Genomic DNA, 13,932 nt, shown 5'->3' with positions numbered 1-13,932 from the left:
GGTGGCCGGTTTCTTGTACACCGTACAATGAAACCGGCTGAACCCCCCGGGAGCAGGACATGACGACACCGACCGACCGCCTGGCTGCCCTGCGCAGCGCCTACATCGCCAGCCATCCGGCCAGCGCGCGCCAGCACGAAGCCGCGTGTGCCCACCTGCCCGGCGGCAACACGCGCTCGGTGCTGTTCCACGAGCCCTTCCCGCTCGCGTTCACCAGGGGCGAAGGCGCCCGGCTGTGGGACGCCGATGGCCACGTCTACACCGACCTGCTCGGCGAGTTCACCGCCGGCCTCCACGGCCACTCGAACCCGGTGATCCGCGCCGCAATCGACACCGCGCTCGACGCCGGGCTGAACCTCGGCGGCCACAACCTGCTGGAAAGCCGGCTGGCCGACCTCGTCAGCGCGCGCGTCCCGTCGATGCAACTGCTGCGCTTCACCAATTCCGGCACCGAGGCCAACCTGATGGCCCTGGCCGCCGCCACCGCCTACACCGGGCGCCGCAAGATCCTCGTCTTCAAGGGCGGCTACCACGGCGGGCTGCTGACCTTCGCCGGCGGCGGCTCACCCGTCAACGTGCCGCACGACTTCGTCGTCGGCCGCTACAACGACCTGGCCGGCGCGCAGGCGCTGATGGCCGCGCACGCCGCCGAGCTGGCGGCGGTGCTGGTCGAGCCGATGCAGGGTGCGGGCGGCTGCATCCCCGGCGAGCCGGCTTTCCTGCGCGGCCTGCGCGAGGCCACCCGCGCCGCCGGCGCCCTGCTGATCTTCGACGAGGTGATGACCTCGCGGCTGGCGCCCGGCGGCCGCCAGGCGCTGCTCGGCATCACGCCCGACCTGACCACCCTCGGCAAGTACATCGGCGGCGGCATGTCCTTCGGCGCGTTCGGCGGGCGCGCCGACGTGATGGCCCTGTTCGACCCACGCCGGCCCGGCCACCTGCCGCACGCCGGCACCTTCAACAACAACGTGCTGACGATGTCGGCCGGCATCGCGGCCCTGAGCCAGGTCTACACGCCCGCGGCGGCGACTGTGCTGAATGCTCGCGGCGACGCGCTGCGCGAGCGGCTCAACGCGCTGTGCCGCGCCCAAGGCGCGCCGCTGCAGTTCACCGGCCTGGGCTCGCTGATGAACCTGCACGCCACGGCCGCGCCGATCCGCAGCGTCGACGACCTGCCCACCGATGGCCAGCCGCTGCGCGATGCCTTCTTCTTCCACCTGCTCGAGCACGGCTTCTACATTGCCCGGCGCGGCTTCATCAGCCTGTCGCTGCCGCTGACCGACGGCGATCTCGATGGTTTCGCCGCCGCCGTCGAGCGCTTCGTCGACTCGCTGTGACAAGGAAAGCCGCGCGGCCCGGGCTGAGCGCCGAACACATCGTCGAAGCGGCACTGGCGCAACTGGCCGAGCGCGGGCTCGAGCGCTTCAGCCTGCGCGACGTCGCGCGTGCGCTGGGTGTCTACCCGACGGCCGTCTACTGGTACTTCCGCAGCCGCAACGAACTGCTGGCCGCCGCCTGTGCACACGCGCTGCGCCCCGTCGTGCCGCCGCCGCGGCCCGGCGATTGGCAACGCTGGCTGCGCGAGCTGTTCACGCGCTACCGCCAGGCGATGCGCCGCCACCCGCACCTGGCCCAGCTCGTCGGTGCGCAGATGCTGTCCAACGCCAGCCTGGACTTCGCGCTGGTCGAGGGCATCCTGCAGGCGCTCGCGCAGGCCGGCTGCCCGGACGAGGCGATCGTCGAGCTCTACAACACGGTGGTCGTTGCGCTGTGCGGCTTCGCCACGCTCGAGCTCGCCCCGCTGCCCGCCGAGGACCCCGAAGGGTGGGCCGAGGACCTGCAGCAGCGCGTGCGCGACATTCCCGCAGCGGACTACCCGGCGCTCGCGCGCCACCTGCCGCGCCTGGCCGACCGCTCGTTCATCCTGCGCTGGACGCCCGGCGACCGGCGGCCTATGGCGCGCAGTTTCGCGGCCTACGTCGAAGTCGTCATCGCCGGGCTCGCGCAGCGCATCGCCCAGGCCCGGGGTTGAGCGCTTGTGGCCGGGGTGACCCGAGCCTATGATGAACTTCGACCGCCCGCCTGCCGGGCCCGGTCGGTGGATGGGGAATACGAGAGGCGCACAGCCCACGGCGTGCCCGGCGTCCCGATCGGAGTGCACATCATGATGTTCAAGCACATCCTGCTGCCGACCGACGGCTCCCGCCTGTCCGAGATCGCCGTCTTCAACGGCATCGAGCTGGCGCGCCAGCACGGCGCGCGCGTGACCGCCATCCACGTGATGCCCGAGTTCCACCTGCTGAGCTACCGCGCCGCCGCGATCGACGAATCGCACGACCACTTCGCGCAGGATGCCCAGGCCCACGCCCAGCGCTACCTCGATTTCGTGCGCCGCACGGCCGACGAGGCCAAGGTCGAATGCGCCACCATCGCCGAGTTGAGCGACCACCCGCACGACGCCATCTGCAAGGCCGCCCGCCGCCTGGGCTGCGACCTGATCGTGATGGCCTCGCACGGCAAGCGCGGGCTGGTCAGCCTGCTGCTCGGCAGCGAGACCCAGCGGGTGCTGGCGCACAGCGAGGTGCCGGTGCTGGTGTGGCGGGCCGGCACCCCGTGATCGTTTGACGCGGCGCAGCAGCGGTGCCGGTTTCCGTCAGGATCCGGCATGGTGCTGCAGTGCACAATCGAGGCTCCCGTGTCATCTCCCGGAGCCCGGCCATGCGTCGTGTCGTGTTCAACCAGAAAGGCGGCGTCGGCAAGTCGACGATCACCTGCAACCTCGCCGCGATCGGCGCCATCGAGGGCCGGCGCACGCTGGTCGTCGACCTGGACCCGCAGGGCAACTCGACGCGCTACCTGCTCGGGGCGTCGGCCGAAGACATCGAAGCCGGTGCGGCCGACTTCTTCGAGCAGACGCTGAAGTTCAGCGTGCGGCCGAAGACCACCGACGACTACATTGTCGAAACGCCGTTCGAGGGCCTGCACCTGCTGCCCTCGCAGCCGGCCCTCGAGGAGCTTCACGGCAAGCTCGAGTCGCGCTACAAGATCTACAAGCTGCGCGATGCACTGGCCGCGCTCGATGGCGACTACGACGCGATCTGGATCGACACGCCGCCGGCCCTGAACTTCTACACCCGCTCGGCGCTGATCGCCGCCGAGGGCTGCCTGATCCCGTTCGATTGCGACGATTTCTCGCGCCGCGCGCTGTACGCGCTGATGGAGAACGTGCAGGAGATCCAGGCCGACCACAACCCGGCGCTGAAGGTCGAAGGCATCATCGTCAACCAGTTCCAGCCGCGCGCCAACCTGCCGCAGCGGACTGTGCAGGAGCTGGTCGACGAGGGCCTGCCGGTGCTCGAGCCCTACCTCGGCGCGAGCGTCAAGGTCAAGGAGTCGCACGAGCGTGCGCTGCCGATGATCCACCTCGACGCGCGGCACAAGCTGACGCAGGAGTTCGTGGCCTTGCACGCGGCACTCGATGCCGCCCGGCCGGGCAAGCGCAAGGCCCGCTAGCATCACGCCCCATGCGTATCGAGATCACCCCGGGCGTGCGCCTGTTCGTCGACATCGACGGTTTCGGCCTGGTGCCCGACGGCCCCGCCATGCGCGAGAAACCGACGCTGCTGCTGCTTCACGGCGGCCCGGGCTTCGACCACAGCGGCTTCAAGCCGGCCTTCTCGCAGCTGGCCGACCTGTGCCAGATCGTCACCTACGACCACCGCGGCCACGGCCGCAGCGACCCGCGGCCCGACAGCGAATGGACGCTCGACACCTGGGCCGACGACGTGGTGCGGCTGTGCAACGCACTGGGCATCGAGCGGCCCATCGTGCTCGGCCAGTCCTTCGGCGGCTTCGTCGCCCAGCGTTATCTCGCCCGCCACCCGGGCCACCCGGCCAAGGTGATCCTGTCGTCGACCTCGGCGGCGTTCAACCTCGACCGCAAGCTGCCGATCTTCGAGCACCTCGGCGGCCCGGCCGCGCGGGCGCTGGCCGAGGCCTTCTGGCGCGCGCCGACCGAGGCCAACACCGAGGCCTACCTGCGCGAGGTGCTGCCGCTGTACAACACGCGCCCGGCGCCGAACGGCGACGCCCGCACCCGTGCGCGCTACCACCTGGCCATCCTGCGCCACTTCATCGTCCATGAGATGCAGGCGATGGACCTCGCGCCGGGGCTGGCCGCCGCGCGCTGCCCGGTGCTGGTGATGGCCGGCGCGCACGACCCCGTCTGCCCGCCCGCCGACAGCGCGGACATCGCCGCCGCGCTGCCGCCCGATCGCGTCGAGTTGCAGGTCTACCCCGGCAGCGGGCACGGCGCCTGGCGCGACGAGCCCGAGGCGGCGTTCGCCGCGCTGCGGCGTTTCATCGCCGCCTGAGAGGGCCGCCGGGGCTTCGGAAGATTCAAGCCGGTTCAACGCCGGCCCGGCCTGCCGCGCCAGAGCACGCCGCGACGGCGATACTTCGCGCTTCCCGTCACCTCCTGCCGACTCGACCATGCACACCAAGCCCTGTCTCGACCACGCCGATGTCCTGAAGATCCTCGACGCCGCCCGCGCGCTGGCCTGGACGCACCACTGGCCGGTGTCGGTCGCCGTCGTCGATGACGGCGGCCACCTGCTCGGCCTGTACCGGCTCGACGGCGCGCCCGCCATGAGCGCCGAGATGGCCGAGGCCAAGGCGCGCACCTCGGCGATGGGCCGGCGCGAATCGCGCATGTACGAAGAGATGATCAACCAGGGCCGCACGGCCTTCCTCAGCGCGCCCGGCATGGCTGGCCTGCTCGAAGGCGGCGTGCCCATCGTTTCGGGCGGCCACCTGATCGGCGCGGTCGGCGTCAGCGGCGTGAAGTCGACCGAGGATGCGCAGATCGCGCGGGCCGGCGTCGCCGCGGTGGTGCCACCGGGGGCCTGATCAATCCATCTCAGTACCGCCCGGCCGCCCGAAGGTACTGAGCGCCCCCTCGGGGGGCCGAGAACGAAGTGAGCGTGGGGGCATCGTTACCGGCTGCGTGCGGCGCAGCCAGGCCAGCGCCTCGGCCGGCGGCAACGGGCGGCCGAAGTGGTAGCCCTGCAACTCGTCGCAGCCCACGGCGCGCGCTGCCTCGGCCTGCGTGGCCGTCTCGACCCCTTCGGCCACCACGGCGAGATTGAGCGCCCGCGCGAGCTGGCACACGGCGCGCACCACCGCCATCGCATCGGCGGCCGGCATCGGGTCGATCAGCAGCCGGTCGATCTTGACCGTCTGCAGCGGCAGGCTGCGCAGGATGTTGAGCGACGACACGCCGGCGCCGAAGTCGTCCAGCGCGACCGCCAGCCCCAGCGCGCCCAGCTCGGCAATGCGCTGGCGCGCCTCGTCGAGGTGGGTCGCCGCCGCCGTCTCGGTGATCTCGATCGTCAGGTATTGCGCCGGCACGCGGTGCAACGCCATGCAGCGCGCCACCAGGCCGGAAAAGTCGGGGTCGAGCAGTTGCACCGGCGAAACGTTCACCGCCACCGGCACCATCGGCTCGCCGGCCGCCAGCCAGGCCGCGATCTGTGCGCAGGCCTTGTCGAGGATCAGCGCGCCGAGTGCCCCGATCAGCCCGGTGCGCTCGGCGGCCGGGATGAAATCGGCCGGGCTGACCAGCGCGCCGCCGGGCCGCTGCCAGCGCACCAGCGCCTCGAAGCCGGTCAGCCGGTGGTCGTTCGCCGCGACCTTGGGCTGGTAGACCAGCACGAATTCCTCGTTGTGCAGCCCGGCGCGCAAGGCCTGCTCGGCCTGCAGCGACGCGCCCGAGCCGCGCTCGAAGCCGGCCTGCGCCAGGCGGATCGACAGCCCTGGCAGGCGCTTGGCCTCGTGCATCGCGGCCTGCGCAGCGCGCAGCAGGCCTTCGGGCTCGCGGCCGGACGCCGGGTGCAGCGCAATGCCGATCGACATGTCGACGTAGAAGCGGTGGCCGGGCAGCTCCAGCGGTTGCTGCAGCCGTTCGCGCACCTGGCCGGCCAGCGCCAGCGAGGCGGCCTCGGCATCGCCGTCGCCCGAGGGCAGCGGCAGCAGCAGCGCGAACTCGTCCTCGCCCAGCCGCATCAGCTCGGCCGGCTCGGGCGCGGCGAGCTGCAGCGCCCCGGCGAGCGCGCACAGCACCTGGTCGCCCACGGAAGGGCCGTGCGCCTCGTTGAACAGCTTGAAGCGGTCCACGTCCATCAGCAGCAGGCCGAAGGGGTGGCCCTTGGCGCACAGCGCGCCGACGCGGCCGATCAGCGCGACCCGGTTGGGCAGGCCGGTCAGCGCGTCGTGCATCGCCTGGTGCAGCAGCGCCTGGCTGGTGTCGCGGTGCTCGGTGTCGTCGATCACCACCACCTGCTCGGCCGGTCGGCCATTCCACTCGATGCGCCAGGCAGCGAAGCGCAGGAACATCTCGCGCCCGTCGTGCCGGGTGCGCGGCCCCTCCCACATCGCGTGCTCGATCTCGCCCGAGACCAGGGCGCGATGCCGCGCCGCTGCCCGCTGGCGATCAGGCTCGCTGACATGGCGGCTGCGCCAGGGGGACGGGAACGGGTGGTCCATCGGCCGGCCATAGATCTGGTGCGCCGCCGGGTTGGCGTAGGGCACGGCGTCGTCCTGGATCACGATGACGCCGAAGTGCGAGTTCTCGGTCATGCGCAGGTACTGGTCGCGCATGCGCTGCGCGGCCTCACCGCTGCGGCGCAGCGCGGCATACAGCAAGGACAGGCCGAGGCCCACGCGCAGCACGGTGCCGATTGCCGCCTGCAGCGCCGCGGCCGGCTCGCCGAGCAGCACGAACCAGAACTGGTTCAGGCCCAGCAGGACCAGCAGGATGCCGGACAGGCGCTCGGCGGCCGGCTGCAGCCACAGCCAGCGCGCCGCCGCCATGCCCACGATCAGCATCAGCACGGCCGTGACCGCATGGGCCAGGCGCATGCTGATCGGCAGCATCACCAGGTAGCTCAGGGCCAGCACCATCGCCGCGCTGGTGACCTGCTGGCGCGACAGCCTGCGCCGTGCCAACCCGGCCGCGCCGACACCGAGCAGCAGCAGGCCGCCTGCGCCCGCCGTGGCGAGCAGCAAGGCCGCAGGCACGGCGGCCGGGCCGTTCGCCGCCTTCCACCAGAGGAAGCCAGGGGGCACGGTGGCGAGGATCAGCGTCGCAGCGCCCAGCGCGCGCAGGAAGACCTGCTCGCGGTGGCGGCGCCAGGCCATGACCAGCGCCAGCCCGACGATGACATTGACCAGCGAATTGGTGAGGAGGGCGTAAACCATCAGCGAAGGCCCGTCGGGCAGGGCCTGTCCTGTATCGACAGTTCGTGAAGAAAATCAAGCCGATCCGGCGAGGTATCAGGGTTTACCTGCGTGCCGCCGGCGCACCGTGCGCCGAAGCGCGGGCGGTGCGTCAGGCCGCGGGCTCGAACAGCGCGCGACGCAGCGCGATCGGATCGTCCAGCGTGCGCCAGCGCTGGTAGGCCAGCTCGGCTTCCGGGTAGCGCCGGCGCAGGAAGTTGAGCCACTGCTTCAGCCGGCCCGGCCGGTGGCGCGGCGTGATGTGGTGCTCGATGCCGGCCCAGAAGGCCCGCAGCAGGGTCAGCAGCTGTGGCCAGTCCAGCGCGGTCGCCGCGCTCGAGGCGGAGCCCGGCTCGCCCACCGCCGCGCGCAACGCCAGCGCCAGGCCCGGGTCGGCCACCATGCCGCGGCCGAGCATCAGGCTGTCGCAGCCGCTCACGGTGCGGCAGCGCAGCGCATCCGCCACGCTCCAGATCTCGCCATTGGCGACCAGCGGCACCTCGACCGCCGTGCGCAACTCGGCGATGCGCTCCCAGTAGGCCGGTGGCCGGTAACCGTCGCGCCGGGTGCGGGCGTGCACGACGATCTCGCTGGCGCCGCCCTCGGCCAGCGCCCGCGCGCAATCGACCGCTTGGTGCGCACTCTGGTTGCCCAGCCGCATCTTGGCCGAGACCGGCAGGTGCGCCGGCACCGCGCGCCGCACGGCGGCAACGATGCGGTGCAGCAATTCGGGGTCGTCCAGCAGCGCGGCCCCGCCACCGTGCCGGTTCACGATCTTGGCCGGGCAGCCGAAGTTCAGGTCCACGCCGGTCGGCCCCAGCGATGCGAGCCGCGCCGCGTTGTCGGCCAGGCAGGCCGGATCCGAGCCCAGCAACTGGCCCCGCACCGGCACGCCGGCCGGCGTGCGCCCGCCGTGGGCGAGCTCGGGGATCACGCGGAAGAACACGCGCTCGGGCAGCAGCGTGCCGGTCACGCGGATGAACTCGCTGACGCAGCGGTCGATGCCGCCGACCCGCGTCAGCGCATCGCGCAGGTGGTGATCGAGCAGCCCCTCCATCGGGGCCAGGAGCAGTTGCATGGCGGGCGGGTAAATGAGTCAATAGCGTGGCGGCAGGGCCAGGGATTGGACCATGCGCACGGAATGCCCCGTGTGCCCCGGCCCGCCGCGGCGGCCGCCCATCCTCACGTTAGGGGTATGGCGCCTCGGCCCGGTTGCCTACGATTCGCGAGCAAGCGGTGCCGGGCCCGACGCGGGCCGCCCAGGGCGCCATGGCGCAGTTTTTCAGCAGGAGACCTTCATGGATATGCCCGCCTCGCAACGCTACGTGATCATGTCCACGCCGCGCTCGGGCAGCTCGCATCTGGTGCGGGCGCTGGAAGCGCACCCGCAGGTCGCGTGCCTCGGCGAGATCTTCAACACCCGGGGCGGCGCGATGCGCCGGCTGGGCATCAAATCCCCCGAGACGGTGGCCAAGGCCGTCAACGAGCCGCTGGCGTATCTCGAAGACGTGATGACCGCCTGGACCCAGCGGGAAGATGCGAAGCCCGTGTTCGGCTTCAAGATGATGCTGCACCACGATGCGCGGGTCATCGACCAGATCGTCTCCGACCCGTCGTGGCGGGTGATCCTGCTTCGCCGCGACGATATCCTCGCGCAATGGTCGTCGCTGCAGATCGCCAAGACCACCGGCGAGTGGGGAAGCAAGAAGAAGAAGGCGCGTGCCAAGGCGGGCATCGAAGAGCCGACCACCCGCATCGAATTCAAGGCCCGCGTCTTCGAGATGTACGGCAACAAGCTGGATACGCGCTACGGCACGCTCAAGCAGCGGCTCGTCGGGCACCAGGTGTTCGAGATCTCCACCGAGGCCATCGACGAGCGGCGCGACGAGATGCTGGCGTTCCTCGGTGTCGACCCCGCGTTGGCCGAGCCGGCGCCCGGCGTCGGCGAGCGCCAGAACGGAAGCTCGCTGGAAGACCGCTTCACCAACTACGACGAGGTGCTTCGCTACGCCCGTGAGCACGGGCTGGCGGTGACCGCCTGACCCGTCACCTCACACCGCGGCGACGGCGCTCTCGCGCTGTGCCCGCTGCGCGCGCGGCACCCGGTGCTCCTTGTGCACCCGCGGCTCCTTGCGCACCCGCTGCGCTGCCGGCTTGCCGGCGACCGCAGCGGCCCCGGCAGGCAGCCGCACCGGCGCTGCCGTGGCCAGCGCCGGCCGGGCGTCGCGATAGCCGAACTTGTCGATGATGAACCGCTCGCGCCGTGCCACCAGCTTGATGCTGGCCTCGTCGTAGTAGTAGTCCGGCCCGTGCGGCCGGGTCGACGTGTTGACCTTGCGCGCCGACAGGATGTGCTCGCGCTGGTCGTCCGACAGCTTGACGCCGCAGGACTCCACGACGCGGATGAAATCCGGGGCCAGCGATTCGTTGCGGATGAAGTGGCTGACGATGCAGCCGGAGCGATCCAGCATCTTCAGCGACAGCAGGTTGTTCATCATCGGGCTGGCCGCGTCCGTTCCGTTGACGAACAGGTTGAAGTAGCGATAGGTCATCAGGCCGGCCGCCTTGCCGATCGGCGACTTGCCGTAGCCCGCCATCAGCATGTGGCGCAGCGCACGCCGGCCCAACACGGCCTGGATCCACTCGCGAAAGGCTTCGGCGTTGTCGGGATCGGCGTACCAGTAGTCCTTGGCGCGCTCGGCGCACCAGTCGGCGGGCAGTCGACGGTCCGCGTCGTCGTCGCCGGCGCCTGAGGCGGCTTCGCGCGCCCGCCGCGCCTCGCCCTTTTCACGCATGCGCTGCCAGCGCTTTTCGTTGGTCAGCCGCTGGAAGAGCTCGCCCTTGCGCTGGCAGCCGTAGGACCACAAGGACAGGTACCACAGCCACGGGTTGCGCACCGAGCCGATGAACGGCTTGCCGCAACCGAGCAGCCGTGCGTCGGGCGTGTTGTGCTTGCCGTCGTTGACCCCCCCCACCAACTCGCGCAGCAACTGCTTGATGTGGGTCGAGCCGGTCTTCTGCAGCTCGATGAAGATGAGCTTGTTGCAAATCAGCATGGCATCCCCCAGTGGCCAACCGCATCCGCCATCAGCCGCGAACAGGCAAGGAGGGTATTCCCTGCATGCCTCGGCGGACACGAACTTCACTGCTCCCGACCGATGATCGAATGAGCCAGCGGCGCATTTATGCGCTTGGGCTGGCGGCCCGGCTATCCCCTGTTTGTGGCCGCCATTGGGGGGGTGGGGTCCGGCTCTCAGCCGGCCGAGTAGTCGGGCGTCACCGCCGGCTCGGTGTATTCGAAGCCGATCACGGCGCGGGCGTAGAAGTAGTTCTCGCGTGCCCGCTCACTCAGGGCATCCAGGTCGACCTGGCCCCGTTCATCACACGGGAAGACCATCGCGCGCCCCTGGTTGAAGAGGGACTGGAAGCGCAGCGCATAGCGCTGGTGGGTAACGGAGATGTCCATTCTTCGGTCTCCAACTGGCACCGGAAGATGCTCGGTGTACGGACTTCACTCTAGGCAGCCGACACCCGCCTGACAGCGGATGGAGGCCCATGTGGGCTGTCGGTGCCCGGCGGGGGCGCTTGTCAGGGTTTGTCCGACATGCGTTGCCGCAGTGCACCGATGCCCCGCATCGCGAGCACCAGCAGCGCGCCGGCGCCCACGCCGACCGAGGCGTTGGCCAGCAGCGTGATCGGGCCAGCACCCAGCGGCAGCGCCGCGGCAACGGCGCCGACCGCGTGATGCAGCCAGGGCAAGCCATGCGCCAGGATGCCGCCGCCGACCAGGAACATCGCCGCCGTGCCGACGACGGCCAGCGCACGCATCAGCCAGGGCGCGGCCGCCAGCAGCAGCGCGCCGCCACGTTGCACGAGCGCACCGGGCCGCCGGCTCAGTGCCAGGCCCGCGTCGTCGAGCTTGACGATGCCGGCCACGAAACCGTAGACGCCGATCGTCATCACGACCGCCACCAGCGCCAGCACGCTGGCCTGGGTGGCGAGCGCCGCATCGGCAACGCTGCCCAGCGTGATCGCGATGATCTCGGCCGACAGGACGAAGTCGGTGCGCACCGCACCCTTGATCTTGTCCTTCTCGAAAGCGACCAGGTCGACGCTGCCGGCCACCAGCGCCTGCGTCAGGCTCGCGTGCTCGGCCTCGTCCTCGGCCGGGGCGTGCAAGAAGCGGTGCGCCAGCTTTTCGGCGCCTTCGAAGCACAGGTAGGCGCCGCCGACCATCAGCAGCGGCGTCACCAGCCACGGCGCGACCGCACTGATCGCCAGGGCCGCCGGCACCAGGATGGCCTTGTTGACCAACGAGCCCTTGGCCACCGCCCAGACCACCGGCAGCTCGCGCTCGGCCCGCACGCCGGCCACCTGCTGCGCGTTCAGCGCCAGGTCGTCACCGAGCACGCCCGCGGTCTTCTGCGCCGCGACCTTGGTCAGCACCGCCACGTCGTCGAGCACGGTGGTGATGTCGTCGAGCAGGGCGAGCAGGCTGGCAGTGGCCATGGCATGAGGCGGGTGTGGCGAAAGCGCGATGTTAGGTGGTGGCTGGGTAAAGTCGCCGCCATGAATCACATCCGCCTCACCTCCATCCGCTTGTCGGCAGCAGCGCTGGCCGGCGCCGCGGTCCTGGCGCTGACCGCCTGTGCCGGCGCGCCGCCCTCGTCCGTCGGCACTGCCGCGGCGGCGCCACCGGGCGACGCCACCCTCGCCCCCAACCCCAAGCTGCATGTCGAGGGCATCCCGCCGGTGCCGCGCACGCTGGTGCAGGCCGTCGACAAATACACCGATTTCCGCGGGCACGCCTTCCTCGATTGGCATCCGACCCGGCGCGAAATGCTCGTCAGCCACCGCGGCGCGGGCGGCAATACGCCGCAGCTGTACCGCATCGGCGCGCCGCTGGCCGAGCCCGAGAAGCTGACCGATTTCGCCGACCCGGTGTTCAGTGCCAGCTACGAGCCGCTGGAGGGCCGCTACATCGTCTTCGAGCGCGACACCGGCGGCAACGAGGTGAACCAGCTCTACCGCATGGACCCGGCCACGCGCGAAGTCACGCTGTTGACCGACCCCGACCAGCGCCACAACCTGGACACCTGGCTGCATGCGCAGGCCGGCCGGCCGAGCCGCCTGCTGCACACCTCGGTGCCGCTGGACCGCACCGCCGGCGGCGCGACCCGCGCGAGCATCGTCAGCACCCTGTGGCTGCTCGATCCGCTGCGCCCTCAGGAGCGGCGCAAGCTCGCCGAGCTGCCCGGCGGCGGCTGGTTCGCCGGCAGCGTCTCGTGGGACAACCGCCAGGCCGCCCTGACCAACTACGTGTCGGCCAACGAATCGCAGGTCTGGCTGCTGGACCTGGCCTCGGGCGAGCGCCGCCAACTGCTGCCTGCGGCGGGAACGGGCGGCAAGGCGACCTACCTGGCCGCCGGCTTCTCGCGTGACAACCGCGCGTTGTTCGTGATCAGCGACAGCGCCGGCGAGTTCAACGAGATGCTGCGCATCGACCTGGCGACCGGCGCCCGCACCCGCGTCACCGGCCACATCCCCTGGGATGTCTCCGGCGGCAGCCTGTCGGAGGACGGCCAACTCGCCGCGCTGCGCCTGAACGAGGACGGCATGGGCCGGCTGCGCCTGTTCGACGCGCTGAGCTTGAAGGAGCTGCCCGCGCCGGCACTGCCGGCCGGCAACCTGGGCACGACCCAGTTCCACAAGCAGCGCGGCGAGCTGGCCTTCGGCCTGAACGGCTCGGCCGGCCCGAGCCAGGTCTACAGCCTGGATCCGGCCAGCGGCCAGGTGCAGCAGTGGACCCGCGCCTACGCGCCGCCCGGTGTCGACCCGACCCGATTCGCGCCGCAGCAGATCGTGCGCTGGAAAAGCTTCGACGGCCGCACGATCTCGGGCCTGCTGACCCTGCCGCCGGCGCGCTACACCGGCAAGCGGCCGGTGCTGATCCACATCCACGGCGGCCCCGAGGCCCAGGCCACCTTCGGCTTCCTGAACCGCAACAACTACTTCGTCGAGGAGATGGGCATCGCGATCCTGCAGCCGAACGTGCGCGGCTCGGCGGGCTACGGCAAGACCTTCGTCGCGCTCGACAACGGCATGCAGCGCGAAGATTCGGTCAAGGACATCGGTGCCCTGCTCGACTGGATCGCCACCCAGCCGAATCTCGACGCGAGCCGCGTGGCCGTGATCGGCGGCAGCTACGGCGGCTACATGAGCCTGGCCGTGTCGACGAACTACGCCGACCGCATCGCCGGCTCGATCGACGTGGTCGGCATCTCGCACTTCGTGACCTTCCTGAACAACACCGAGAGCTACCGGCGCGACCTGCGCCGCGTCGAGTATGGCGACGAGCGCGAGCCGGCGATGCGCGAATTCCTCGACAGGATCTCGCCGCTGACGAACGCCTCGAAGATCCGCAAGCCGCTGTTCGTCGTGCAGGGCCGCAACGACCCGCGCGTGCCGTGGACCGAGGCCGAGCAGATCGTCGCCCGGGCTCGCGCCAACGGCACCCCGGTGTGGTACCTGCGCGCCGAGAACGAGGGCCACGGCTTCGCCCGCAAGGAGAACGCCGACTACCAGTTCTACGCGACGGTGCTGTTCCTGCGCGACGTGCTGAAGCTGCCCTGATCGGCCGTTCCTCGGGATTCCCCG

At 70.9% G+C, this 13,932-nt stretch carries 13 protein-coding genes; 8 read left to right on the top strand and 5 right to left on the bottom strand.

From position 1 onward, the window contains the following. The first annotated feature begins 59 nt into the window (after nucleotides 1-59). The 6 genes from VJ693_RS25430 (at nucleotide 60) to VJ693_RS25405 (ending at nucleotide 4,908) form a co-directional block, all read left to right on the top strand. Nucleotides 60-1,337 (top strand): aspartate aminotransferase family protein, encoded by a 1,278-nt coding sequence (locus VJ693_RS25430; RefSeq protein WP_324158938.1) that lies wholly within the window; start codon nucleotides 60-62, stop codon nucleotides 1,335-1,337. Continuing rightward, a complete protein-coding gene (locus VJ693_RS25425; protein WP_324158937.1) occupies nucleotides 1,334-2,032 on the top strand; it encodes a TetR/AcrR family transcriptional regulator in 699 nt (232 codons plus the stop codon). The genes VJ693_RS25430 and VJ693_RS25425 overlap by 4 nt, the downstream gene beginning before the upstream one ends. 135 nt (nucleotides 2,033-2,167) lie before the next feature. Further along, nucleotides 2,168-2,617, top strand: coding sequence for a universal stress protein (locus VJ693_RS25420; protein WP_324158936.1), 450 nt, complete (start codon nucleotides 2,168-2,170; stop codon nucleotides 2,615-2,617). Between the two features lie 101 nt (nucleotides 2,618-2,718). Further along, nucleotides 2,719-3,513 carry a ParA family protein gene (locus tag VJ693_RS25415; RefSeq protein ID WP_324158935.1) on the top strand — a complete coding sequence of 265 codons (795 nt, stop codon included), beginning with the start codon at nucleotides 2,719-2,721 and terminating at the stop codon, nucleotides 3,511-3,513. A gap of 11 nt (nucleotides 3,514-3,524) precedes the next feature. Further along, on the top strand, nucleotides 3,525-4,373 hold the full coding sequence (locus VJ693_RS25410) for an alpha/beta hydrolase (protein WP_324158934.1): 849 nt from the start codon (nucleotides 3,525-3,527) through the stop codon (nucleotides 4,371-4,373). Nucleotides 4,374-4,491: 118 nt separating this feature from the next. Then, nucleotides 4,492-4,908, top strand: coding sequence for a heme-binding protein (locus VJ693_RS25405; protein ID WP_324158933.1), 417 nt, complete (start codon nucleotides 4,492-4,494; stop codon nucleotides 4,906-4,908). On the opposite strand, the gene VJ693_RS25400 is transcribed toward VJ693_RS25405, so the two are convergent. Next, complete coding sequence (locus VJ693_RS25400) at nucleotides 4,909-7,257, bottom strand: bifunctional diguanylate cyclase/phosphodiesterase (RefSeq protein ID WP_324158932.1); 2,349 nt, start codon at nucleotides 7,255-7,257, stop codon at nucleotides 4,909-4,911. Nucleotides 7,258-7,387: 130 nt separating this feature from the next. After that, nucleotides 7,388-8,353 carry a tRNA dihydrouridine synthase gene (locus VJ693_RS25395; RefSeq protein ID WP_324158931.1) on the bottom strand — a complete coding sequence of 322 codons (966 nt, stop codon included), beginning with the start codon at nucleotides 8,351-8,353 and terminating at the stop codon, nucleotides 7,388-7,390. 220 nt (nucleotides 8,354-8,573) lie between these two features. Here VJ693_RS25395 and VJ693_RS25390 point away from each other — a divergent pair, with 220 nt between their 5' ends. After that, on the top strand, nucleotides 8,574-9,317 hold the full coding sequence (locus VJ693_RS25390) for a Stf0 family sulfotransferase (protein ID WP_324158929.1): 744 nt from the start codon (nucleotides 8,574-8,576) through the stop codon (nucleotides 9,315-9,317). Nucleotides 9,318-9,326: 9 nt separating this feature from the next. Here VJ693_RS25390 and VJ693_RS25385 read toward each other — a convergent pair whose 3' ends face one another. The 3 genes from VJ693_RS25385 to VJ693_RS25375 form a co-directional block, all read right to left on the bottom strand. Next, complete coding sequence (locus tag VJ693_RS25385; RefSeq protein WP_324158928.1) at nucleotides 9,327-10,331, bottom strand: hypothetical protein; 1,005 nt, start codon at nucleotides 10,329-10,331, stop codon at nucleotides 9,327-9,329. A gap of 197 nt (nucleotides 10,332-10,528) precedes the next feature. Then, nucleotides 10,529-10,741 (bottom strand): hypothetical protein, encoded by a 213-nt coding sequence (locus VJ693_RS25380; RefSeq protein ID WP_324158926.1) that lies wholly within the window; start codon nucleotides 10,739-10,741, stop codon nucleotides 10,529-10,531. 122 nt (nucleotides 10,742-10,863) lie between these two features. Next, entirely contained in the window at nucleotides 10,864-11,784 is a 921-nt protein-coding gene (locus VJ693_RS25375; protein ID WP_324158924.1) for a DUF808 domain-containing protein, read from the bottom strand. 60 nt (nucleotides 11,785-11,844) lie between these two features. Between VJ693_RS25375 and VJ693_RS25370 the strand changes: the two genes are divergently transcribed. Then, nucleotides 11,845-13,908 (top strand): alpha/beta hydrolase family protein, encoded by a 2,064-nt coding sequence (locus tag VJ693_RS25370; protein ID WP_324158922.1) that lies wholly within the window; start codon nucleotides 11,845-11,847, stop codon nucleotides 13,906-13,908. The last annotated feature ends 24 nt before the right edge of the window (nucleotides 13,909-13,932 follow it).

This window comes from Ideonella sp. (assembly GCF_035254525.1).
Lineage (GTDB): Bacteria > Pseudomonadota > Gammaproteobacteria > Burkholderiales > Burkholderiaceae_C > Ideonella.
Note: the sequence above shows the minus strand (reverse complement) of the source record. Positions and strands in the feature narration are given on the sequence as shown.